Here is a 22,539-nt window from a genome sequence, read left to right on the forward strand (position 1 = left end):
AAGCCCTCCAAAAGGAAGGCCGCATGACGCCCGCCGGCCGCGCCGCGTTTGCTCGGCGGAACGAAGCGAAGACCGGCGTCTATGCGTACGAGCAGGCGGACGAGGGGATGCTCGACGCCGGAAGCGAACGCCTCTTCCGCGCCAACAAGAAAGCGTGGGACCACTTCCTGTCCCGCGCGCCCTACTACCGCAAGGCCACGATCCGTTGGGTCATGAGCGCGAAGAAGGACGACACCCGCCGCCGACGGCTCGCGACGCTCATCGCGTGCGAAGCGAAGGGCGGCCCAATACCAATGATGGCGAGGGGGAAGGGATCGGCGAAGAAATGATCTCGATTCCCACCGCGCCGGTGGCAAGGAAGGCGGACGCGTAGAGGGCTTGCCGTTCACGCGCGCCACGACGGCGCGCGTCGTGCGATCTCCAGGGCAAGCCCGAAGATCACGAGCGCGTTCACCACGTGGAACGCAGCGGCAAAGGAAGGCCGCGTGGCGATCAGCGCATATTGCGCGGCGACAAGAATCCCTGCCGCCACGCTCATCCACTTCAGGGAAGCGGGCAGGCGCGCGGCGAACGCGAAGGCCAACATGAGCAGCGGAAACCACTCAAGCACATGCACGAAGTCCAGGTGGAACGTCCACCACGAGGGGTTCACCATGACGGCCGCGCCGGCGAAGAACACTTGGACGGGGATCGAGACGAGGAAAAGCCAGGAGAACACGGTGAAAGCCCGGCGCGCCCAAAGCCGATCGGGGACGGCCGCAGGGGCGGTCGCGGGATCTTGCGAACTCGTTCGAGGGGCTCCCTCGATCAGCTTGAAGGACAAGGCAATCCCGCGGCACAAACTCGACCATCGCGCATATCGATATCGGTCGGCGGTTGAAATCCCACTGACAATGGCGGCAACACAAAAGCGACCGGATGCGCGCTCCGACAGAGGAGTGGACCGTCCCTGTCCAGCGTGCCGCGGCCTTCGGAACTCCAAGCAGCAAGGCTTATCTTTGCGCGCCCACGGTCGTCGCGCGCGAAGCGTGCGGACGGTAGCCTCGGCAGGCGAAGCCGCGGACTCCCCGAATCAGACCTTCGCCCAGCCTTGAACCCTCGCCGCCTGCCTCACCCACGCGCGAAGCTGCTTCTCGTCGACTTGTGCCGCTTCAGAATAGTCGACAAGGCGCGTCCGCGCGCCCTGCGAGCGAGGCGGCGGAGGATCGAGCTCGACGCCGCCGAAGAAGCCCACCGTCACGCGCGCCTTGAACGACCACATCGCCGCGATCCAGCCATACCCCGGACGACCGTAGAACGGCACGCCCTCCGGCTGGCTGGGCTTGCGGAACTTGATCGTGGCGACGACGTCGGGAATCTCGGAGCGAAGGACGCGGTCGATGCGCTTCACGAGGGCGCGGTGCTCGGGCTTCACGGAGGAAAGCCAGGCGCGGACGCCGGCGGGGTCAGCTTTGGAAGTGGGCTTGGCGGGCCGCGGCTTTGGGGCGCGGTGGCGGGCCCCGAGCTTCTTCGCCGGCTTGCGGGCGGGATTCCGTGGCTTCGCGGGCACGAGAGACGAAGGAGCGGGCGGGGGAAGAAGGTGGCGGCGCCGGCAACCACCTAAGCGGCCGAAGGCCCGCTCCGACGCGGGGCGGGCCGTCATTCTCCAGCGTGGCGCGGCTTCCGGCGAACCGGAAGTCTTATGCCCGCGCGCCCGGCGTCGTCGCGCGCGAAGCGCGCGCAAGGGATGGATTGATCTGAAACAAACCCGCAGCCAGTCCGTCGCGTCGTGGGCGCATAACCAACCGATAGGCTGAGCCAACTTAGGTGTCATACGCGATTCGATATTGAATGGTGCAAGTGTAGTACCAGTTTCCGCAGTGGGCTTGGAACTGGTAGTCCCCAGCGCCAAGGTGTACCGTCTGCCGATAACCGTAGACCCATTCCGTGCAGTCATTTCCGGCCTGGGAAAGAATGCAAAACTTCATTGATGTGTCCGCACCGGGATCGAAAGCGAAGTGGTAGTTCGTCGCTGTCGGAACATGGCGATTCCAATGCGTGTAACCATAGGCCTGAACGTCAGCGCTCCCCGATTTGAACTCGCACGGTGCCGCATAGGAAGGCTGCATCGTCGAGTACATGACACTTGTCGGATCACTTGAGTGGGCCACTCCCAAAATATGTCCCATCTCATGCGCAGCAATGAAGTAAATTGTGTTTTCATTGTATGGTGTCCATTTTCCATTGCACGCACTATCTCCGAGACCGATCTGGAAGATCTGTTGGCCGAATGCGACGCCTACGCGATGTCCGCCCCACTCCTTGACAAACTCCCCATACGCATTGTAGTCTGCGCGGGTAACCATTCGAATTTGCCAGCCATCGTAGCCGTCCCATGCGACCACACCACGCTCGGCGGCCGACCGAACGATGTCGGGATGGAGTCCGCTTGATTCAGAGGGCGGGCTTGCAAGCAGAACGCGCCTTTCCTTGACGGCTGTAAATGCGACCGTTGAGGACAATGCTTCCAGGCCGCTTGTGCTGCGGGACTGGACTTGCCACTGATAAGTCCCAGGCCGCGCAATCTCCACGGTGCAGCGATTTCCAGCCTGATAGCCGCAGGAAGATTGCGCAGCACCGTTGATGAGAATCCGGCTCTGAACGGCATTTCCGGTAGACGATGTGACGGCGGACCACCGGAATTCCACCGAACCGACATCCAAAGTTCGGCCTCGCGGCTCAGCCGGGGAACCACCCTGCAAGGTTTCTACTACAGTTTCGGCGGGCGTCGTAGGTTGATTAAGCTCGGTGGGTGTAAGTGACTCGCCCTGCGATGTACTGCGATTTTCGATGCCATCAATGCAACCCGCCAAAGCGATGGCTGACACAAGGGCGAATGCGAACGCCCGTGACCTCATTTGAAGCCCCCCGAAATAAAACACGCCAATGAGCTATAAGGCTGGTGGATACGAAGACCGCCAGGAATCGCAGGCGGCCGGTGCATGAGGACCACAAGGGGCCGATCGTATGGCCACGCGCCCAAGGTGGGGACCTTCTCTAACTTGGCGCGGCCCATGACGATTGCGTTGATGCGAGAGATGAACTCACTATAACCTCGTCGTCGTCCGATGCGGCCGCCGCCTCGGCGCCGTCGGCTCCCGAGCCGGGGAGCCACTCGAGGCCGCCGTCGCGGCGCGCGATCAATCCGTCGAGGCTGCTGGCAAGGAAGGCGGACGTGAGAGGCATGCGGACCACTGGGTCGGACCGCCGAATAGCCTTCCCATGCCCGGCGTCAAAGCTTCAAGCCGCCCGCCCACGGTCCCGCCCGCATGCCGGCAGCCACGTGCACGGCGTGTCAGAGTGATGGCGCGAGCAATTCTTATGGCTTGAGCGACGTGATTGGCTGGAGCAACCGTTCTTTGAGCTCAAAGAGTGAATAATCTATTCCGGGCTCAAGACCCGCCCATGTAGATGGCGACTCACTAGTGGCTAAAATCACCTGCTGGTCGTGCTCTTTTACCGAGGAAAGCCGACGGACAAGGGCGATGACGCTACCCGGGCGTGCATTTTGCTGGCTAGGCTCGTCTAATACAAGAACACCCGGGAGGTTTGTCTTGTGTGTCCTAGACAACTCAAGCAAACCTACCAGATACGCCCAGTTCGTACGCACCATGTCGCTTGCAGAAACTCTCCAAGTGATGTCGCTACCTTCCGTGACCGCACGATAGGTATCCCATGAAACTTCGATGGCTTCGGGTTCAAAACTTCCAAAACCATATTCGCGCAATTGTTCCCGCATGGAAGTCTGCAGGCTCTTCAACTTTGCCTGGTCGTCATGTGAAAATTCGCCCTCAGGAAGCGCGGAAACTTTCCTTTGAATGTCCCCATATCGTTCCGCAATTTCATGCAGGGTGACGGCAATTGTATCGAACGAATCTTTGACACTCTTGAGTTTGCGAATTTCTTCTTCCGCTCTGACCCGCTCACGTAATTTGTCGATTGCAGGCGCCCGCGGATCTGAAACCAGCAATTCCTTTAATGATCGAATTTCAGCCCTCAAGCGGTCTGCTCTATCCTGGATTGACCGAAGCTGTTGCGTCCGTAGCCGTGCCCGTTCTCGCAAGGTTTCGCGTATCATTTGCAGGGACGCCCGTTGATCCGCGAGCACCTTCGCATTCTGTTCTATCGAGAGAGACACGAAACTCGAGTCTTGCGGCAGCAAGTTATCATGCATTTCCTGTGAACACGTTGGACAACTCTTGATTTCGATTGGAATTGGCGCTGCCGAACCTCGCTCCTGCAAGCGTAAGAGTCCCTTGTAACGACTCAAATCTGCTTCTATTGTCACCAACCTTCGAGATGCAGCTTCCAGCTCGGATTCGTCACGGGCGAGCGCTATACTGGTCTCCTGCGATTCAAGCTCGACTTTACTCAACGTGTCCGTTTTGGCTGCGAGTTCAATTCGACGGGGTTCGACTACGGCACCAACCGATTCCGTATCAGTGAGTCGTATTTCGCGAACCTTGGCGTGCAAACGTTCTATTTCTTTCTCGATCGGAATCGATGCTGTCGCGCGCGGAAACACCAAAGATGGGACTGTCGTCTCGAGCTCATCGATAGAAGGCATATTCGGCAAACCCGAAATGACAGCGTTCACCGATCGTCCCAGCGATTCAGCCGATTCACGATTGGCGCGCCACTCTGCGACCGCATGAGCAAGTTGCTCAGAGAATTGGTGTCTCTGAATCCGAATTGAGCTCGTATCCAACCCGGCAAGAAACTCAAAACTGTGTTGGAAAGCTCTACGAATGCCCATAGAACTGTTAATTTTCACAATTCCGGACCAACCCAGTTTTTGCTCCACAAAGAAGAAGGGAACTAACAATTCCAAATAGAGAATCGTTGGCGGTTTGTCGAACCGTTCCACAAGAGGCAGTTGAAGTCCAAGAAAGTCGGCAAGGAATTTGTGAAAGCCGCTTTCGTGTTGAGCCGCCCCTGGAACGCGTACTAGAAAATCGCGCTGCGGCCCTGTGCGCTGGGACGTTATGCCCCTGCCCAACCAGGTGGAAACGAGCGTGGAGCCCTTTGCATTTTCAATGCGGCGCTCAATAGTCAGGAACTGGCCACCGGCGTTGCCAATTTCCAGTACGACTACCGAACTCGTAACTGGCACTGGACCGGACCCCGTAATCAACTCTCGTGTCATTGAACCTGGCAACGGGGGCGTGTGCTCGGGCGTGCATGCGCCCTCCAAACCAAGCCCAAAAAGGATCGCATTCACGATTGTTGACTTTCCAAGTGAATTGTCTGCATGGATGATATTAAGACCAGGCTGGAACGCGATATCTCGTCCATAAACCCCAGACGGCGTCGATGCTTGAAGCCGTACGCCGCCGATCCGCAGCTTGCTCAAAGCACTTGCCTCCGATCAATCGTTTCAACGAGGTTTTCTGTGAACGTTTTCCCCAAGCGAGCCATACGCGCTCGTTCTTCGCCAGCGAAGTCCGACAAACTTTTCAACAAGCGGGCGAACTCACGTCCACGATCAGTCAATCTGAATCGGGGCTTTGTTGTCGGTTCGACCAATCCGTAGGCTAGCGCAAGCTTGATAGTTCTAGTGGTGGTCGGATCAACACCGACTCGAGGAATCTGTGCAATGTTTTTCGACAAGATCGCTTCGAGTAACTGTTTGTTCCCAAGCGCTTCTTCCAAGTATTCGAGTCGACGTAGAGAGCTTGCGGCCCCACTGCTGCACTCGTCAAGAAGCAGCACGATTATCGCAAGTCGCCAGGAAGGTCGTAATTCGGCTGCAATCGGGACAGGGCGATCCGTAAAGGATACAGGCACAGCGAGGTTCAGTCGCTGCTTGCGGGTGCTGCTAAGCATGTGTTACCTGCTTGAAGTTCAAAGAACAGTCAACAAGAAAAGCGGCGATTGCGCCGGATGCTATGGTTTCTAACGTGGCATTTGCCAGTTCGCCTACGTCCGCCCGGACAGATTCCTTGTATTCCCCGGGGAGCCTATCCAACTGTTCCGCAGGAGTGTCCGCAGAAACCAGGGACGATTTCTTTAGGCGACGCGCAAATTGTGCGTGTATTCTCATGACGCGCTCGTAAGTTAGTTTGTAATCGCGCCGCAAATCCTCAAACAGATTCTGGCCGAGCAAGTAGTCCGCCACGACTTGCTCACGATACTCCTTACGTTCATGATCATTTCCCAGAGTTGCAATCTTGGAGATCTTTGAGTCCAAAGTGGAAACGATCGATGCATTGGAATCGATCCACGTCTCAACTTCGGCCAAAGTTGGTGCCGGGGCATCCACCATTAGTGCATTCAGAGAAACTCGTGCCAAGCTTTCTCTTGCTATCGCATAAGGGCTGACATCCTGGATTACCACTTGGAAGCCAGGGGCGACGTAAGGCAACGCCTTGTCAACAACTTCCGCTGCTTTCTTGTGACAATGAGCCACAATATCGCGGTGAGAAATCCGGGGCACAACTAGGATCCACTTCTTGACCCTGACCGGCCCAAGAACTTCGACCAGTTCGTTCTTCTTGCGGATGAACTTCAGAACGTCTGAAGAAATCTTCTTTCTGTGTGCTTCGTATAATGCATCGCCTCTAATGTGAGTCGCGGGAGCGTAGCACTGCCAGACCACACCATCATCGGCGCAGAAGCATTCAATGCCGAGGTCGCCCCGTTCGTCTGATACTTCCTGAACACGCCCCGGGCCGTAATGCACATGGAGCAAACTCATCACGTAGGCCTGCCATGCAGGTCCGTCCCACGGCCGGCTGCCCTCAACTCCCCCAGCCATAATCCTGGGTCGGCAAGACTTAAACAGGTCTTCAATGTAACTTTGTAGAGTCTCTGGAAGAACTCATTACTTCTCAGGTATTAGTGAAGCACGGTTGGGGTTCCGAAACTTCTTGACATTTTGACCGCGCGCGACCATCTGCCCCCGATGGGTGCAGCGGACCAGCTGCCCAAAATCGTCCGGAATAATGAGGACGGTGACTCTGACGCTAACACTTCGTGCTAACGCTGACAATTCCAAGGCGCCTGACGCGCATCAGCGTAAAGTTCTAGCGAACGAATCGACGCGGCCTGCGGCAAGCCCTACAAGATGATGTCAATGTCGAGCTTCTCCGCCAGCTCCTTGTACCGGTTCCGGATCGTGACTTCCGTCACGCCCGCGACGTCGGCAACCTCTCGCTGCGTCCGCCGTTCCCCACAGAGGATCGACGAGATGTACAGAGCAGCGGCCGCAACACCGGTCGGACCCCGACCCGAAGTCAGCTCCTTGTCCGCCGCCTGCTTCAGGATCTCGACGGCCTTGGCCTGGATTTCCCCAGACAACTTCAGCTCCGAGCAGAACCGCGGGATGTAGTCGATCGGGCTCGTCGGCATCAACTTCAACTTCAGCTCGCGCGCAATGAACCGGTACGTGCGTCCGATCTCCTTGCGGCTGACACGGCTTGCGTCGGCGATCTCGTCGAGCGTGCGGGGCACGTTGCACTGGCGGCACGCCGCGTACAAGCTAGCGGCGGCGACGCCTTCGATCGAGCGGCCGCGGATGAGGTTCTTCTGGACGGCGCGCCGGTAGACCATGGCCGCCGTCTCGCGCACGTTGCGCGGAAGACCCATGCGCGATGCCATGCGGTCGAGCTCGGACAGCGCAAAGGCGAGGTTGCGCTCGGTGGCGTTGCTGACGCGGATGCGGCGCTGCCACTTGCGCAGACGGTAGAGCTGGGCGCGGGACTTCGTGGGGATGTTCTTGCCGTACGAGTCCTTGTTGCGCCAGCCGATCTCCGTGGAGAGACCCTTGTCGTGGATCGTGTAGGTCATGGGAGCGCCGACACGCGCGCGCTTCTCGCGCTGCTCGTGGTCGAAGGCGCGCCACTCGGGGCCCTGGTCGATGAAGGCCTCGTCGAGGACGAGCCCGCAGTTCTCGCAGACGAGCTCTCCGCGCTCGTAGTCGCGCGTGAGGTGCTTGCCTCCGCACTCGGGGCACTGGCTGATCTCCTCGACCTGTTCGCCTTCTTCCTTCGCGGGCATGGGATTCACCTGGTTACTTGGAGTGGAGCTCCTTGCCAAGGAGCGCCGTGGGCGAGCCTTGGGGCGCCACGACGGCGTACGGTCCCCGGACCGGGCCGATGACGTCGATGATGCGTCCGACGGGGTTCCGGCGGGCGTCCGTGAGGGTCGCGCCGATGCGCGGCGGAGCGTCGGACGACCGCGCGCGGACCAGCAGGAAGCCTTGCCGCGTCACGTTCACCACCGTTCCGACCGCGCCCACGTTTCCACCCACCGCCGAAGCAGGCCAATGTAAGCCAGGTTTCATATATAAACGTTACGTCGCCTTATTTATATGCTGGCCGCCGGACGTTCATATTCCTTGGCTTCTCAGGCGCGCCGTTAATTTTTTGCTTTGCACGGGGCGACAGCCTTTGCTGTTGCGGTGGGGCCCCGCTGCTTCGAACAGAACATCCCCATAACGTTTATTCAGGTGTTACGTAGGATGCCGGCCCGTGCCCCGCACGCGTTTGCTCTCGTTGCTGGCCTGCCTTTCGCTGCTGCTTGCCGGTTGCCTTGGCACCGAGCCCGAGCCCGCGCCGGTTGCCGTCGAGCCTTCGGGCCAGGAGCTTCTCGACGGCGAAGTCGACCCGGAGTCGATCGCGGAGGACTCGAACGTCTCGGAGTTCGCAAAGGCGCTCGAGGAGAAGTACCATTATCACGACCTTTGGCGCGGCTCGCTCACGAAGGTCCTCTTCGACGGCGAGGTTCGGGCGGCCTCGATGGCCCCCTTGGAGAGCCCCACGTCCGACGAATTCTTCGTCTCGATCTTCCGGACCGTCTTCTCGCCCTTCGGAGCGAACCCGACCATCATCGAGCTTCCGGAAGGGACGCTCGTCCCGCCCGAGACGGAATTCGTGGACGTGACCGTCACCTGGGCGGCGTCGCCTACGATCACGGGCCTTCGCCTGTTCTACCGCGACGCGCTGAGCCGCAACGGCACGTTTGTCGACGGCGGCCTCGAATCGGGCAAGACCTTGCGCCTCCCGACGACGCTTGCCGCAAACGACATGCCCCACACGGCCGTGAGCAAGTGGCTCTTTGCGCTCATGCCTCACTCGGAGCGGGGTCCCGGCGTGTTCAACGGGACCGTCCAGGTGAAGATCGAGGCGCACCGGCCCGATGTCCTCTTCCTTGCGCCGCCGCACCCGGATTACTGGGGCGACGAGACGCAGAAGGTCTTCCTGCAGCAGGAGGTCAAGGCGCGCCGGACGCAGGTCGGGTTCTTTGGCGTGCCGGGGCAGACCGAGGGATTCGGTTTCTTCGCGCTCCCCAACGGCACGATCGTTCCCCCGCACACGAGGCTTCTCACCGTCACGCTCGACTACGAGAACACGGACCCGAAGACGGCCTCCATGAATCCCCGCCCGGCGTTTGCCTACTCGCACGCCAACACCCGCGGTCTCTTCTTCCCGGATCCTTCGCGCGTGGAGCCTGGAAAGGTCATCTACCACATCGAGATGACCTCCAAGATGGCCGACTCGCCCTACGCCAACGAGTCCCAGTGGCGGCTTCTCGTGTACCTCGACAGCGACTCGCCCACGGCGCAGGTGTCGCGCTTCGCCCAGGTGGCAAGCTTCGAGGGAAGCTACACCATCACGATCCTCGGCGAGCGGGAAAACCTTTAAGCAATGCACCGTCGCGCTCCAACGGGCCACAACAAGGCTTAAGCGAGCCGACGACGGGTCAAGGGCCGGATTCCGATGCTGCGAACCTTCGCCCTTCTCGTCCTCGCCCTCCTGCTCGCGGCCGCCCCGCACGCCCTCGCGGGCTCGCGGGAGAATCCCGAGGTGAGCGACGCGCCCAACGACGCGGGCCCCAACGGCGTGCCCACGCCCGCCGGCTCCGGCTGGGCCGACATCGTGGCCGCTTGGATCGAGCGCGAGACGCCTACGGGCTTCGACCTTAAGATCGCCGTCACGGGCGGTCCCGTCGGCGCTCCGATGAACTCGGTCGTCGGCGTGGAGTTCCGCTCGGGCGACCAATGGTACCTCGCGGGCTGGGGCAACTTCTTCGGCTCGCAAGAGGGCTACGTCTGCCAGACCAGCGGCCAAGGCACGGAACCAACGGCCTGCCACGAAGAGGCCATCTCCGCCCGCTACGCATCCAGCGAGTACGTCATCGAGAAGATTCCGCGCGCCTACGTGCAAGCCCTGGACCAGGGCGCGAGCCTGGCCGATCTCGCCGGGTTTGCTGGCACCGTCGTCTTCGAGCCGACCGGAACGGTCCCCTTCGGTTACTATTCCTCCTTCGACGTGACGCCCGCGGGCCTCGCGTACGTCTTCGAAAGCGGCAACGCCGTGGCCGAGGAAGGCGAGCTTCTCGACGAAGTCGTCGAGGGGGACAGCCTCGACGAGCCGCTCACGTCCACGGGCCAGGAGGAGACGCCTCCGGCCAACACGCCGGGTCCGGCCACGCCGCTTCTCCTGGCGGCGCTTGGCGGGCTTGCGATCCTGCGTCGCCGCCGCGCGACCGGCTAGCCGACCCGACGTCCAAGACCGACGGCCAGGTACTCCACGCCCGCGGCCCGCAGCCTCCGCGCGTCGACGCTTCGACGCCCGTCGATCACGAGCGGACGGCGCATGCGCCGCGCCCACTCGGGCGCAGCAAGCAAGCGGAACTGGGGCCACTCGGCCTGGATCACGGCCGCGTCGGCACCGTCGATCGCCTCGGTGAGGCTCGCCGCAAGGACGACCCTCCGCCCGGCCAACCGGCGGAAGTTCTCGCCGGCCACCGGATCGTAGCATGCGACCTTGGCGCCAGCGCGCACGAGCGCCCGCCAGATGGGAAGCGCGCGCGTCTCGCGAACGTCGTCCGTGTCCGGCTTGAAGGCAAGGCCCAAGAGCGCGATCCGCTTGCCGCGAAGGGCGCCAAGCGCTTGCTTGGCCAGGCGCACGACCTCGAGCGGCTGCGCCTTGTTCTGCGCGAGCACCGCCTGGAGGACGGGGGCCGGGCGTCGCGCCTTGCGCGCCGCGGCGGCAAGCGCGCGCACGTCCTTTGGAAAGCACGATCCGCCAAAGCCCGCGCCCGCGCGCAGGAAGTGCGGGCCGATGCGAGAGTCGAGCCCCACCCCTCGCGCGACGTCCTCGACGTCGATCCCGCTTGCCGCGCACAGGTTGGCGATCTCGTTCACGAGCGCCACGCGCGCCGCGAGCATGGCGTTGGACGCGTACTTGATCATCTCCGCCGTGCGCGCGTCGACGGCCACCTTCGGACAATCGAGCGTCTCGTAGAGCGCAAGCGCGCGCCGGGTCGACGTGTCGTCGACGCCGCCCACGACGACGCGGTCGGGAGCCCGCGCATCGGCAAGCGCGGCGCCCTCGCGCAGGAACTCGGGGTTTGCCGCAAGCGCGAATCGCGAGCCGGCTCGCAGACCGCTTGCGCGCTCAAGCTCCTTGCGCACGACGCCGTCCGTGGTGCCGGGAAGCACGGTGCTTTTCACGACGACCAAGGGCCCGGGGGGCCGCGCGCGCGCCACCGCCTCGCCGACCTGCCGCGCGGCCTGCCGCACGAAGCGGTCGTCGAGCGATCCGTCCTTGCGCGAAGGGGTTCCCACGCAGAGGAAGACGGCATCGGCGCCGCGCACGGCGGCCGGAAGCTGGGTCGTCGCCGTGAGCCGCTTGGACCGGGCAAGGGAAGCGAGAGCTTCGGGAAGGCCGGGCTCGTGGAACGGGGGGCGCGCGGCGGCGAGCGCGGCCACGCGGGAGGGGTCGGCGTCGACGAGCACGACGTCGTGCCCCTGCTCGGCAAAGGCGACGCCCGTGCAGGTTCCAACGTAGCCTGCGCCCACGATGGCGATGCGCACGCGCGTCAAGGGGGAGGGCCCCTAGAAAACGGTTCCGAAGAAGGCGCGCGCCGGTCGCGCAACCGGTTCGCCGCGCGATTACTGCGCAATTGCGCAGGAAAGCCGGGGGAGGGGGCCGCCGTTGCCGGAAGCGGCCCCCTGCCGTTGCTGGGGGTTGAGGGAGAGGGTGCCCCAAGTTGGGACGGCGGGGAGAGGTCGGTTCGCCATGCCCGAAGGCATGGGGCACAAGCCAACGGTCCCCCCTGGAGTACTTAACGTTTTTCCGCGAAAGGCTGAACGTTCTCTACGTCCCCTCGCGCCATCCGCTGAGGTAGCGCCGCTGCTCGTCGGTGAGCGCGTCGATCTTGATTCCCATGGCGTCGAGCTTGAGCCGCGCGACGCGGGCGTCGATCTCGGCCGGCACGCTGTAGACCTTGGGTTCGAGCTTGGGCTTGTCCTTCGCCAGCCACTCGCTTGCGAGCGCTTGGTTCGCAAAGCTCATGTCCATGACCTCGGGCGGGTGACCCTCGGCGGCCGCGAGGTTCACGAGGCGGCCCTCGCCGATGAGGTAGACCGTGCGCCCGTCCTTGTACTGGTAGGCGTCCACGTTTTCCTTGACGCGCGCGACGTTCTTGCTCAACGCGCGCAGGGCGGGAAGCTCGATCTCGGCGTCGAAGTGTCCGGAATTGGCCAGGATGGCTCCGTTCTTGAGGTTGCGCAGGATGCCTTCGTGCAGGACGTTCTTGTTGCCCGTCACGGTCACGAAGATGTCGCCCACGCGCGCGGCGTCGGCAAGCGGCATGACCTCGAAGCCGTCCATGGTGGCTTCGAGCGCCTTCACGGGATCGATCTCCGTGACGACCACGCGCGCGCCCATGCCGCGGGCGCGCTGGGCAAGGCCCCGTCCGCACCAGCCGTAGCCGGCGACCACGAAGATCTTGCCTGCCAGGAGAACGGACGTCGCGCGAAGGATTCCGTCGATCGTGCTTTGGCCCGTGCCGTAGCGGTTGTCGAAGAAGTGCTTGGTCATGGCGTCGTTGACCGCGACGATCGGGTACTTGAGGACGCCTTCGGCCGCCATGGCGCGGAAGCGGACGACGCCCGTCGTCGTCTCCTCCGTGCCGGCTTTCACGGTCGAAAGGAGGCCCTTCTTTTCCGTGTGGAGGCGCGTGACGAGATCGCCGCCGTCGTCCATCGTGTACGTGAGCTTGTGCTCGAGCACGGCGTCGACGTTCTCGTAGTACTCCTTCTCGTTGGTGCCGCGGAAGGCGTACACGTGGATGCCTTCGGCCGCAAGCGCGGCGGCCACGTCGTCCTGCGTGGACAGTGGGTTGCTTCCGCACAGGGCGACCTTGGCGCCTCCGGCGGCAAGCGTGCGCATGAGGACGGCCGTCTCCTTGGTGACGTGGAGGCAGGCGCCCAACGTCACGCCGGCAAGGGGCTTCTCCTTGGCGAAGCGCTCGCGCAGCGCGACGAGCACGGGCATGTGCGCCTGCGCCCAGTCGATGCGCTTCTTGCCCTCGGCGGCAAGCGATTCGTCCTTCACGCGGTAGCCCGGAGCGGCCATGGGAATCGGCTCCGAATGGGCTTCCCCTACTTATACGCCCGCGTGCCAAGCGGCAGGAACCGCGGCACGCGGGCGCGGTACGCTTCGTAGGATCGCCCGAAGCGGCGCGCAAGCTCCGGCTCCTCGACGCGGCGCACGTACGCCGCGACAATCGCCGCCATGGTGACGGTGGCCAGGAGCAGGGCGGGGCTTGCAAGCCCTAGCGCCAAGCCGGCGAGGAGGGCGATCCAGGCGACGTACATGGGGTTGCGAGAGTAGGCGAAGGGGCCGCTCGTCGCCAGGCGCTCGGCGGGAGCGATGGGCGTGGAGCTTCCGCCCGCGCGCCACAGGTGCAGGTGCCCCCACGCGACGATTGCAAGCGCCGCGACGACGAACGCGGCGCCGACGGGCCAGAGCGCCGAGGGCAGCTGCCACCCGATCCGGCGATCGACGGCCAACGACGCAAGCGCGAGAACGGCGGGGATCCCGATGGTCACGACGACGATGCCGCCGGCGGTGGACGCGATCCGCCGCATGGTCGACGCGGTCCTACCCCCCGCGGTGCGCAGGCGACGACGAAAAATCCCCCGCGTAGACGCTTGGCAAGGCCGGGTAGCCCAGGCGATTTGCAAATGCGTCGGGGTCGGGCAGGTCGAAGTCGCGCGTGAGGCGCGCGACTTCGCGGCCCTCGGCGTCGATGGCAACGGTCTCCACGCGCGGCTCGGTCCCGCCGCCAAGAAGCCGGCCTTCGAGCGAAAGCGTCTCGCCGACGGCGATGCGGCGCGTGAACTCCAACGGACCGGTGCGCAGCGGAAACCCCACCCGGCCCAGGAGGCCGTACACGGTCCAGTTGGCCACCTCCATGAGCGCGATTTGCAGAACGCCCGTGTGGAGCCGGCCGGGCATGCCTTGGAGATCGTCCCCGACAAGAAGCGTCGAGCGGACGACGCCGCCGTCGCGCGCGAAACGGAGCCGGAGGCCCGACGGGTTGGCCGGCCCGCATCCGAAGCAACGGTTGGCGGGGTCGTTTGCGATCTCGTCGTCCATCCTACGCCTTCTTGTGCATCTCCGGGGGAAGGAGGTTCGGGATTCCGTCCTCGATCGGGTAGTCGAAGCGGCAGGTCTCGCAGCGGAGCTTGCCCGAGAGGATCTCGCCGCCGTCCTCGCGGGAGACGGTGAGCGTGAGGTCCGTCTTGTGGACCGGGCAGCAGAGGATCTCGAGCAGGTCGCGCTTCATGGATTGCGGAGCCGGGCGGCGGTACTTCAGGATTGCGGCGGTACGTGCAGGAGCGCAAGCACGGCGAGCACGGCCTCTTCGGTCCGCACCGTGCGCGTGCGCTGGACGGAAAAGGCGTTCACCCAGAGGTCGAAGGGATCATCGCTTCCCTCGTCCTCCAGCATGCGCTTCAAGCCTTTCTCGGCGCTTCCGAAGGCCACGGCCACGCGCGCCTGCGTGGGCGGGGGGACCTTCGCAAGCTCGGTGACGGGGCTTCCGCTCTTCGACGTGGCAAGCGCGAAGTCGAATCCCTTCGCCGCACGGGCAAGCGTGTCCTCGCGCCGCACCACGTATCCCGCATAGTAGTCGGCGGGCGGGTCCTCGACGGGCTCGACGACGAGCTTTCGCGAGGCCTCCTTGACGCGCACGGTCAACCGCTCGCCTTCCTCGACGGGCCCGTCGCATTGCGCCAGGCGATCCGTGCCGATCTCGACGCCGCCGCGCAGCGCCACGCCCTCGCGAAGCTCGCCCGCGCGCGGCTGGCGGCCGACCACGTGAGCGGGCGTGTTGAGCGGCGGAAGGAGCCCCGCGAACTCGAGCTCCGGCGAGAGGCCGAACAAGCGCTTGCGAAGGTACGGCGGGCACTCCTGGTACGTGAGGAGCTTCTCGATGAAGCGGGCGTCGTTGTAGGCCGGATCCTGGTAGAGCACGATCTCGGACACGCCAAAGATGCTGGCCGCGCGACCGACGGTCCCGACCTTGATCGTGCGCGCGCGCGGGTCGCCCACGTCCTGCGTGAACGAGCTGGGAAGGAGGAGCGACAAAGGCACGGACGGGGGATGGAAGGCATGCTTCAAGTATCTGCCCCGTCATGGGCCGGGCATGGTGCGGACCTGCGGCACCTGCGGCGCCGGCAACCCGGACGTGAACGACGCGTGCGCGGCTTGCGGCGCAAGCCTTCCTCCGCCCGCCACGCCCCAGGGGCAGGGCCGGCCGCCGTCGGCGGCGCCGTCCTACGGCGGCTACGCTGCGCCTCCTCCGCCCCCCTCGCCTTACCCCTCGCCGCAGTCGTACTCTCCGCCGCCGTCGTATCCGCCGCCTGCGCCCTACGGCTACGCGCCGACGGGCGGCGTCCTCGTCACGCGGCCAAGCGAGGGATCCATCGCCGGTGCGATCTTCCTCATCACCGGGCTTGGCTGGCTCTTGCTGCCTCTCCTGCTGCTCGGCGGCGCGATGGCGCTGAGCTTCGTGCCCTTCTTCGGCGAGATCTTCGCGGCCCTCTTCATCGCCATGTCGTTTGTCTTTGCGATCCCCGCCGTCATCTGGCTCATCGCCGCGTGGGGCTTGCTCACGGACAAGGACTGGGCGCCCGTGTACGGCATGCTCGTGGCCGGTCTTGGCGTCGTGCTGTCGCTTGCGACGATCGCCACCGGATGGTCCGCGGCGTTCCTTGTCGTGTACCTCGCCGCGCTCTACTGCCTCACGCGCCCCAATGTGAAGGCGTGGTACGAGTCGCGACGCATGCCAACGTGGCCCCACCCGTACGCGTACGCGCCGCAGGCGCCACCGCCTCCCGGGCCGTAGCGAGCCGGCGGCAGGAAAGTTCATTGTGGACGCCCGCGTACGGCCCGGCGTGGCCGATTCCCCGGCGACGACCGCCGACACGCCCTCCCGCTCGCTTGGGATCAAGCTCGTGGCGGGACTGTACCTTCTCGTCGGCCTCGCCGCGCTCCTCTTCGGGCTCTACCTGAGCGCGATCTCGGGCGCTTCGAACGCGGCGCCGGAGATCCGCAGCAACGTCGCGCTCGTGGCGCAGGCCCACTTCGTGGTGGGCACGCTCAACGTCGTGAACGCCGTGGGCATCTGGCGCGCGCGTCGCTGGGCCTTCTGGCTCTCGATCGCGCTCCTTGCGGGCAACACCCAGATCTTCCCGCTGATCTTCCCGCCCACGTTCCCGCTTTTCTTCAGCTTCTCGCCCGTGGCGTTCCTTTTCGCGGCGTCGGTGGGCTACTTCCTCACGCGCAGCCGGCACCGACAGTACTTTGGCGTGCGCACGCGAAGCGAGCGCGCGGCCGAGGAAGCGCCCGAAAGCCTGCGCGAACGGGGCGCTCAGCCGAAGTAGTCCGTGATCCGGCGCTGCCGGAAGAAACGGTCGAGGAGAACGCTCTCGGCGTCCCACGCCTGGCGCCGCACGCGCGAGCGGATCCACGCGACCGCCGCCTCCACGCCTGGGAAGCGCTGCGGCGGCTCCTCCATCGCGCGCCGAACGCCCTCGCGGATGACCCACACGCCAAGCTCGGCCCAATACGCCGGCGAAATCTCGCGGTACACCACGACGGCCGCCTGCCGCCGCAGCCGCTCCAGGCGCTCGAGCACCGACAAGCGCGCGGCGTAGTACGCGCCCGTCACGTTGTCCGCATACGAAGTCCTTCCCTCGTAGGGCTCCCAGTCGGCGGCAGCGGCGTCCTCGGGGGCCCACATGGCGCCACGCTGCCAGCTTTCCAGCATCTCGAAGCTCCACTCGCGCGGCAGGAGGAGGACGTGGAACGAGTTGCCCAGGTGCTCGAACGAATGGACGGTCGCCTCCCCGATCTCCTGGAAGCCCTTCGCCTGCTCGATGAGCCGCTTGCCCAGGATGTCGTCCGTGGCGGTGATGCTCCAGCGCGTGGGCACGAGGCGACGACGATGACCGGCCCCAAGCTGGCCGCTCGAAAGAAGCCTCTGGATGTGGTACGCGTCGATGCCCGAGCGGTAGAGCTCGGTCGCCGCGTCCTCCGCGCGCGCGTCCGTGTCCGACACGAGCGCGTCCACCTTGCGCGGGATGGCCGGGTTGTCGACGACCTTCGCCGTGAGCGCCTCGACGGCCGGGCCAAGCGGGGCCGCGAAGCCCTCGATGGAGGAACGAAGCGAAGCGGGCGGGTCCTTCGCAAGCGTGACCTCGACGGCCGCCGGCCGCTCGGCCTGCGCAAGCAACTGCGCCGCCGCGACGACCGGATGGTCGGGCCGCGCGACCGGCACGAGGCGGCGGGACCGCAGAAGCCCCGAGCGAAGGCCAAGGATGGTTCCGACGTCACCTCCCACCCATTCGCGCGGCGCGTCGAGGCGCGCGGGCGCGTCGGCGCCGGGCGCCACCATGGGCCCCGCGCGCACGGTCGGGTAGCCGTGCCGGCCCACGAACAACGACGGCGGGCTCGGGCCGTAGAGCTCGCGGCCGCGCAAAGGGGCGGGCGCCGGGATCATCTCCCGCACGCGGTCGAGGATCGGGCAGCGCGGCAGGCCGCACAGCAGGCGCGCCGCCTTGCAACGGACGCAAAGCTCGGGCGGAATGCCAAGGTCCCGCGCCGCCTGCGTAGGGGACGGCCCGTCCTGCGGCGGAAGCACGCAGCGCCCAAGGGGCAACGCGGGCATCAAACCAGCGCGCGAGGCCTCCGCCGGTCGCCTCTCCGTCCTCCCCGTCGTCACCTTTATACCGGGGAAGCGGTTTACGCCGCCGTTTGCGCGGGCCCCGTGCCCGATTCGTGATCCCATGAAGCGCTCCTCGCGTGTTTGGAAGAAGCGCGGCCACCAACGCTGGAAATGGCGCAAGAAGCGCATGCGCCGCAGGCTGCGCGCCGCCCGCCAGCGCGTGGGCAAGGCCTAGGCCGCCCGCGGGGACGCCGTCGAAAGGTTCTATTAGGCCGCCAGCCTTGGCGCTCTCGGCCCGCTGCGCGACGCACTCGATGAGGCGCGCGGTGGGTGTGATCGGGTGCGTATCTTGAGCCCACGCGCAAGAGAAGACCCGTTCGTCGCTGTCGAACTCGGCTCGCGTTGGCGCCCGGCTCGCGTCGCTGCGCGACGCTTGCCGACCAACGCTCGGGCGCTGCGGGACTTCGCTCCCGCGGCGCGCGCAAAGCGCGCGCCGCGGTATCGCTCGTCCCGCGCGCCGACTCGTCGCCGGCTTCGCCGGCTCCTCGTCGGGGCCATGGTCTAACCAGGCATGACGGCAGGCTCCAGTTACGCTGCAATTGCCGAGAAGAAGGTCTGGAGAGCCCGAAGCGATCCGGCCGGGTCGCTCCTCCGCGCGGAAGCTTGCGCTTCCGCCGGACCTTCCCGTCCGCGCGATGCGCGGCCGCGAAGGGGGCAATGATCGCTGACTGGAGCGCGAAAGGCGCGTAGAAGAGACCTGCTTGTCTGGGTTCAAAGCTCCCGGGTTTCCGGAATCCGGTGGGTGAAAATCCCAGTGGCCCCACTCAGACGCCCGAGCGTTAGCGAGGGCGGATGAGTGGCGCGGAGGACGAAGCACGCGCGGCCGAGCACAGCGAGGCCGCGCGGCGAAGTCCTCCAGCGCCCGAGCGTTGGTCGCGTGGCGCGCAGCGCCGCGCGGGCACCAACGCGAGCGGACTGGCCGAGCGCAGCGAAGGCCAGTTGAGTGGCAAGGTGACGAGCGACTGCCCGCGCGCAGGGCGCGGCGCGCACGCATTTTACTGCGCAAGTGCGCAGTAAAACGGGTCGTCGTTCGAAGAATCGCGGATCGGGGCGCGTGCCGCGCCCCGTCCGTGCGTTCGCGTTACTTGCCGCCGATGAGCTTCTTGAAGTTGCCCGAGGGGCGGAACTTCGCCTTGACCGCGGCGGGCTTGGGCTTCGTGACGTACTGTTCGCCCGTGAAGGGGTTGATGGCCTTCTTGCCGCCCTTCTGGGCCGGCTTCACGGTCTTGACGAAGCTGCCGACGCCCGAGATGCTGACGCGGCCGGTCTTCTTGAGGCCGCCTGCGATGCTTTCGAAGGTCGTCGCGATCACGGTCCGTGCCTGCTTCTTGGGGAGGTTCGTCTTCTTGGCGACGTTTTCCGCAAGATCGCTCATGGAGTACGCTTTTGCCAGGGATTTCACCCGTCCCCGGGAATCGCGGCCCCATTTTAAATTCCTATGCTTTGCGCCGGCGAACCGCAAAATCCAGCGAAAAATGCCGGGTCCGGGGGCTGTAGGAGTGGACGACGCGCCGGCCCCCCACCGCAAGATCCCACCCGCGGGCTGCCGCGACGGCCGCGAGGGCCTCGACGTGCGCGTCGACCTCAGGTGGCTCCAGGACCGCGTGGTAGTGCAGGACGGCCTCCGGGGCGCAGGCGGAAAGGGCCGCCGGGAGGAACCGGCTGGCCGAGTGCGGCAGGTTCATGAGGACGCGGTCGGCAGGCTCCGCCAGGTTGGCCGCCACCTCGGCGGCGTCCCCCAGCACGGGAACGACGCGGTCGTCGACCTTGTTCCTGCGGGCGTTGGCGGCCAGGAGAGCCACGGCGTCGGGGTTGGCGTCCACGGCCGTCACGCGGCGGGGGCGCGCGCGTTTGGCCAGGAGGATGGCAAAAGGCCCCACGCCCGCGAAAAGGTCGAGGACGGCCTCCCCCTCCCGCACGAGCGCGGCCACGCGGGCGCGCTCGCCGGCAAGACGGGGCGAGAAGTAGCACGTGGCAAGGTCCACCTCGAGCTCGATGCCGTTCTCGCGATGGACGGTCCGCAGCCGCGGCTCGCCCGCGAGTACGCGCACGTCGCGGACGCGGAATTCGTCCTTGACGCCCGCGTCGTGCGCCACGACGCGCGCGCTCGGGTGGGCGGCCAACAGCGCCTCGCCGACGGCCGCCGCGTGCGGGAGGAGCTCGTCGGGGATCTTGACCACGAGCACGTCGCCCACGACGTCGAAGCTCGTGGGAAGCAGGGGCCGCAGCTCCTCGGGCACGCGCGCGAGCTCCTTGTAGCCGGGGCGACGGGTCTGCTCCTCGAAGTCGCCGACGTGGAGCGCGTAACCAAGGAACAGGTCGCGCGTGTCCTCGCGCACGGGCAGGAGGACGTAGCCGGATTCTCGTCGCGGGCGGAGGTCCTGGCGGAGGACGCCCAGCAGGGAGAGGCGCGCGCGCGTCTCCTCGGCCTTCTCGGCCACGACGCGCACGCAGGGTGCGATCACGCGGAGGGCATGGCCGCGGCTTTCTTATAAGACGCGCGCGTCTTCGGGGGCCGTTGGCCGGCGAGCTCGTGTTCGTGGGGTTGGGCCTCTGGGACGCGCGGGACGTGAGCGTGCGCGGCAGGGAGGCGATCGCGCGCGCCGACGAGGTCTTCCTCGAAGGCTACACGAGCTTCTTGGGAGGCGCGGACCGCGCGGCGCTCGAAGCCTTCCACGGCCGGCGGATCGTTCGCCTGGACCGCGAAGCGGTGGAGGACGGTTCCGCGATCCTGGCGGCGGCGCGCGAGCGGAGGGTCGCGTTGCTCGTGGTGGGCGACCCCATGGCGGCCACGACGCACGTGGACCTTCGCATCCGCGCGCAGCGGCGGGGAATCCCGACGCGCGTCGTGCCGGGGGCAAGCATCGTCACGACGGCCGCGGGCCTTCTGGGCCTCCAAAGCTACAAGTTCGGGCGCGCCACGACGGTCCCCTTCACGCGACCGGGTTACGAGCCCGAGAGCCCCTACGAGGTCGTGGCGGCCAACCGGTCGCGCGGCCTGCACACGCTCGTGCTCCTCGACATCGAGGCCAGGGAAGGCCGTTTCCTCCGCGCCGACGAGGCGTTGCGGTTCCTTCTCTCCGTGGAGGCTCGTCGCAAGGAGCAGGCGCTGTCGCCGGAAGGAACCGTGTGCGTCGTCGCGCGGGCCGGGAGCGACGACCCGGGACTCTTTGCCGGGCCGGCGGCGTCGCTTGCCCACATGGACTTTGGACCGCCGCTGCATGCGATCGTCGTTCCCGGGGCGCTCCACGAGCTGGAGGCGGAAGCCTTGCGCGTCCTGTGCCGATGGCCGGATGGGTCGAAGGCCGGCCCCTAGAACCACGAAGAGCGATCGCGCACGACGGGCCGCCAGGGCGACTCGGCCACGTCGACGGGCCACTCGTCGAGCGTGGCCTGCCGCAGCGCGGCGTCCGAGAGGTGCGTGGCCCGGACGCCCAAGAGCCGCACGGTGGCCGGCGGCGACAGCGCGTCGGAAAGAAGGTCCCGCGCCGCGGCTCGAAGGACGCCGGCCTCGGCCGTGGGCCGCGTAAGCGTGCGCGCGCGCGTGAACGTCGTGAAGTCCGCCAAGCGCACTTTGAGAGTGACCGTGCGCGCAAGCAGCCGCTCGTCCCGCAGGCCCTGCGCGATCTCGTCGCAGAGCGCGTCGAGCGTCTGCCCCCACCGCGCCGGATCGGATTCGTCCCGCTCGTAGGTCGTCTCGGACCCCAGGCTCTTACGCTCCCACACCGCCACGACGGGCGACGGGTCGATCCCGCGCGCAAGCTCGGCCAAGCGCGGGCCGAAGCTTCCAAAGGCGGCCGCAAGCTTGGCAGGGGCAACGCGGGCGAGCTCGCCGCAGGTGCGAACGCCCATGGCCGCAAGGGCGGATTCCGTCTTCGGGCCCACGCCCGGAATCTTGCGCGCCGGAAGCGGGGCGAGGAACGAGGCCTCCGCGCCTTCGGGCACCACGGTGAGCCCGCGGGGCTTTCGCATGTCCGTGGCGATCTTGGCGACGAGCTTCGAGGCCGCCACGCCCACGCTTGCCGTGATCCTCTCCCGCGCCTCGATCTCGCGCTGGATCTTCCGCGCGAGGTCCTCGGCGGCCGCAAGGTCGGCCGTGACGCCCGTCGCGTCGAGGTAGGCCTCGTCGATCGACGCCGCCTCGACGACGGCTCCGGTCTCCCGCAGCACGTCGAACACGCGGTCGCTCACGGCTCCGTAGAGCTCGTGGCGCGGGGGAACGTAGACGCCCTGCGGGCACAGGCGCCAGGCCTGCGAGATGGGCATGGCGCTGCGGACGCCAAACTTGCGCGCCTCGTAGCTTGCCGTCGTCACGACGCCGCGGCCCGCGCCGCGCTTGGGGTCGGCGCCCACGATCACGGGAAGGCCCGAAAGCTCCGGCCGCTCGCGAACCTCGACGGACGCGAAGAAAGCGTCGAGATCGACGTGGAGGATTCGGCGGACGCCTTGCACGGCGGCAGAGTCCCACAAGAA

General features: G+C 65.8%; 24 protein-coding genes and 1 tRNA gene. 7 read left to right on the forward strand and 18 right to left on the reverse strand.

Annotation, left to right across the window (positions count from 1 at the left end; all coding sequences use genetic code 11):
* The coding region (locus VM681_09755; protein HVL88268.1) for a YdeI/OmpD-associated family protein at positions 1-329 on the forward strand (329 nt) is incomplete at its 5' end.
* Between the two features lie 56 nt (positions 330-385).
* Here VM681_09755 and VM681_09760 read toward each other — a convergent pair.
* From VM681_09760 to VM681_09795, 8 genes are all read right to left on the reverse strand, one after another.
* Positions 386-718: a DUF6220 domain-containing protein gene (locus tag VM681_09760; protein ID HVL88269.1), complete on the reverse strand. Its 333-nt coding sequence runs from the start codon at positions 716-718 to the stop codon at positions 386-388.
* Positions 719-1,072: 354 nt separating this feature from the next.
* Complete coding sequence (locus tag VM681_09765; protein ID HVL88270.1) at positions 1,073-1,414, reverse strand: DUF1801 domain-containing protein; 342 nt, start codon at positions 1,412-1,414, stop codon at positions 1,073-1,075.
* 388 nt (positions 1,415-1,802) lie between these two features.
* Entirely contained in the window at positions 1,803-2,867 is a 1,065-nt protein-coding gene (locus VM681_09770; protein ID HVL88271.1) for a matrixin family metalloprotease, read from the reverse strand.
* Positions 2,868-3,036: 169 nt separating this feature from the next.
* The gene (locus VM681_09775) at positions 3,037-3,225 is read right to left on the reverse strand and encodes a hypothetical protein (protein ID HVL88272.1); all 189 of its coding nucleotides are present in this window, start codon (positions 3,223-3,225) and stop codon (positions 3,037-3,039) included.
* A gap of 133 nt (positions 3,226-3,358) precedes the next feature.
* Positions 3,359-5,392 carry a hypothetical protein gene (locus VM681_09780; GenBank protein ID HVL88273.1) on the reverse strand — a complete coding sequence of 678 codons (2,034 nt, stop codon included), beginning with the start codon at positions 5,390-5,392 and terminating at the stop codon, positions 3,359-3,361.
* Positions 5,393-5,857: 465 nt separating this feature from the next.
* Entirely contained in the window at positions 5,858-6,736 is an 879-nt protein-coding gene (locus VM681_09785) for a hypothetical protein (GenBank protein ID HVL88274.1), read from the reverse strand.
* 362 nt (positions 6,737-7,098) lie between these two features.
* Complete coding sequence (locus VM681_09790; GenBank protein HVL88275.1) at positions 7,099-8,037, reverse strand: transcription initiation factor IIB; 939 nt, start codon at positions 8,035-8,037, stop codon at positions 7,099-7,101.
* Between the two features lie 13 nt (positions 8,038-8,050).
* Positions 8,051-8,278, reverse strand: a complete 228-nt coding sequence (locus tag VM681_09795) for a Gar1/Naf1 family protein (GenBank protein ID HVL88276.1) — start codon at positions 8,276-8,278, stop codon at positions 8,051-8,053.
* Positions 8,279-8,510: 232 nt separating this feature from the next.
* On the opposite strand from VM681_09795, the gene VM681_09800 reads away from it, so the two are divergent.
* Positions 8,511-9,683, forward strand: a complete 1,173-nt coding sequence (locus tag VM681_09800; GenBank protein ID HVL88277.1) for a hypothetical protein — start codon at positions 8,511-8,513, stop codon at positions 9,681-9,683.
* 75 nt (positions 9,684-9,758) lie between these two features.
* A complete protein-coding gene (locus VM681_09805; protein ID HVL88278.1) occupies positions 9,759-10,535 on the forward strand; it encodes a hypothetical protein in 777 nt (258 codons plus the stop codon).
* Here VM681_09805 and VM681_09810 read toward each other — a convergent pair.
* The 6 genes from VM681_09810 to VM681_09835 form a co-directional block, all read right to left on the reverse strand.
* A complete protein-coding gene (locus VM681_09810) occupies positions 10,532-11,860 on the reverse strand; it encodes a UDP-glucose/GDP-mannose dehydrogenase family protein (protein HVL88279.1) in 1,329 nt (442 codons plus the stop codon). The two genes, VM681_09805 and VM681_09810, sit on opposite strands and share 4 nt — an antisense overlap.
* Positions 11,861-12,143: 283 nt before the next feature.
* Positions 12,144-13,406, reverse strand: coding sequence for an adenosylhomocysteinase (locus tag VM681_09815; protein HVL88280.1), 1,263 nt, complete (start codon positions 13,404-13,406; stop codon positions 12,144-12,146).
* A gap of 26 nt (positions 13,407-13,432) precedes the next feature.
* A complete protein-coding gene (locus tag VM681_09820; GenBank protein HVL88281.1) occupies positions 13,433-13,921 on the reverse strand; it encodes an isoprenylcysteine carboxylmethyltransferase family protein in 489 nt (162 codons plus the stop codon).
* Positions 13,922-13,934: 13 nt separating this feature from the next.
* Positions 13,935-14,432, reverse strand: a complete 498-nt coding sequence (locus VM681_09825; protein ID HVL88282.1) for a hypothetical protein — start codon at positions 14,430-14,432, stop codon at positions 13,935-13,937.
* Position 14,433: 1 nt separating this feature from the next.
* The gene (locus VM681_09830; protein ID HVL88283.1) at positions 14,434-14,622 is read right to left on the reverse strand and encodes a methytransferase partner Trm112; all 189 of its coding nucleotides are present in this window, start codon (positions 14,620-14,622) and stop codon (positions 14,434-14,436) included.
* 26 nt (positions 14,623-14,648) lie between these two features.
* On the reverse strand, positions 14,649-15,431 hold the full coding sequence (locus VM681_09835; protein HVL88284.1) for a putative RNA uridine N3 methyltransferase: 783 nt from the start codon (positions 15,429-15,431) through the stop codon (positions 14,649-14,651).
* A 52-nt stretch (positions 15,432-15,483) separates the two neighbouring features.
* Between VM681_09835 and VM681_09840 the strand changes: the two genes are divergently transcribed.
* Entirely contained in the window at positions 15,484-16,185 is a 702-nt protein-coding gene (locus tag VM681_09840) for a hypothetical protein (GenBank protein HVL88285.1), read from the forward strand.
* A 49-nt stretch (positions 16,186-16,234) separates the two neighbouring features.
* Positions 16,235-16,723, forward strand: coding sequence for a hypothetical protein (locus VM681_09845; GenBank protein ID HVL88286.1), 489 nt, complete (start codon positions 16,235-16,237; stop codon positions 16,721-16,723).
* On the opposite strand, the gene VM681_09850 is transcribed toward VM681_09845, so the two are convergent.
* Positions 16,711-18,009, reverse strand: coding sequence for an Nre family DNA repair protein (locus VM681_09850; protein HVL88287.1), 1,299 nt, complete (start codon positions 18,007-18,009; stop codon positions 16,711-16,713). The genes VM681_09845 and VM681_09850 overlap by 13 nt on opposite strands.
* Positions 18,010-18,556: 547 nt before the next feature.
* Here VM681_09850 and VM681_09855 point away from each other — a divergent pair.
* Positions 18,557-18,829: transfer RNA gene (locus VM681_09855), tRNA-Trp, on the forward strand.
* Positions 18,830-19,147: 318 nt separating this feature from the next.
* Here the strand turns inward: VM681_09855 and VM681_09860 are convergent.
* Together VM681_09860 and VM681_09865 are read right to left on the reverse strand one after the other, a co-directional pair.
* Positions 19,148-19,441 (reverse strand): HU family DNA-binding protein, encoded by a 294-nt coding sequence (locus VM681_09860; GenBank protein HVL88288.1) that lies wholly within the window; start codon positions 19,439-19,441, stop codon positions 19,148-19,150.
* A gap of 61 nt (positions 19,442-19,502) precedes the next feature.
* Positions 19,503-20,531, reverse strand: coding sequence for a class I SAM-dependent methyltransferase family protein (locus VM681_09865; GenBank protein HVL88289.1), 1,029 nt, complete (start codon positions 20,529-20,531; stop codon positions 19,503-19,505).
* A 53-nt stretch (positions 20,532-20,584) separates the two neighbouring features.
* On the opposite strand from VM681_09865, the gene dph5 reads away from it, so the two are divergent.
* Positions 20,585-21,382 carry a diphthine synthase gene (gene dph5 / locus VM681_09870; GenBank protein ID HVL88290.1) on the forward strand — a complete coding sequence of 266 codons (798 nt, stop codon included), beginning with the start codon at positions 20,585-20,587 and terminating at the stop codon, positions 21,380-21,382.
* On the opposite strand, the gene dinB is transcribed toward dph5, so the two are convergent.
* Positions 21,379-22,518 carry a DNA polymerase IV gene (gene dinB, locus VM681_09875; protein ID HVL88291.1) on the reverse strand — a complete coding sequence of 380 codons (1,140 nt, stop codon included), beginning with the start codon at positions 22,516-22,518 and terminating at the stop codon, positions 21,379-21,381. The two genes, dph5 and dinB, sit on opposite strands and share 4 nt — an antisense overlap.
* Positions 22,519-22,539 lie beyond the last annotated feature (21 nt).

The organism is Candidatus Thermoplasmatota archaeon (assembly GCA_035541015.1).
In the GTDB taxonomy this organism is placed as follows: domain Archaea; phylum Thermoplasmatota; class SW-10-69-26; order JACQPN01; family JAIVGT01; genus DATLFM01.

What these genes read in the sequence shown, in the direction of transcription:
- VM681_09815 (HVL88280.1), bottom strand. Translation starts at nt 13,406, where the DNA reads ATGGCCGCTCCGGGCTACCGCGTGAAGGACGAATCGCTTGCCGCCGAG.
- VM681_09825 (HVL88282.1), bottom strand. Translation starts at nt 14,432, where the DNA reads ATGGACGACGAGATCGCAAACGACCCCGCCAACCGTTGCTTCGGATGC.
- VM681_09840 (HVL88285.1), top strand. Translation starts at nt 15,484, where the DNA reads ATGGTGCGGACCTGCGGCACCTGCGGCGCCGGCAACCCGGACGTGAAC.
- VM681_09775 (HVL88272.1), bottom strand. Translation starts at nt 3,225, where the DNA reads ATGCCTCTCACGTCCGCCTTCCTTGCCAGCAGCCTCGACGGATTGATC.
- VM681_09860 (HVL88288.1), bottom strand. Translation starts at nt 19,441, where the DNA reads ATGAGCGATCTTGCGGAAAACGTCGCCAAGAAGACGAACCTCCCCAAG.
- VM681_09850 (HVL88287.1), bottom strand. Translation starts at nt 18,009, where the DNA reads ATGCCCGCGTTGCCCCTTGGGCGCTGCGTGCTTCCGCCGCAGGACGGG.
- VM681_09790 (HVL88275.1), bottom strand. Translation starts at nt 8,037, where the DNA reads ATGCCCGCGAAGGAAGAAGGCGAACAGGTCGAGGAGATCAGCCAGTGC.
- VM681_09805 (HVL88278.1), top strand. Translation starts at nt 9,759, where the DNA reads ATGCTGCGAACCTTCGCCCTTCTCGTCCTCGCCCTCCTGCTCGCGGCC.
- VM681_09820 (HVL88281.1), bottom strand. Translation starts at nt 13,921, where the DNA reads ATGCGGCGGATCGCGTCCACCGCCGGCGGCATCGTCGTCGTGACCATC.
- VM681_09785 (HVL88274.1), bottom strand. Translation starts at nt 6,736, where the DNA reads ATGAGTTTGCTCCATGTGCATTACGGCCCGGGGCGTGTTCAGGAAGTA.
- VM681_09830 (HVL88283.1), bottom strand. Translation starts at nt 14,622, where the DNA reads ATGAAGCGCGACCTGCTCGAGATCCTCTGCTGCCCGGTCCACAAGACG.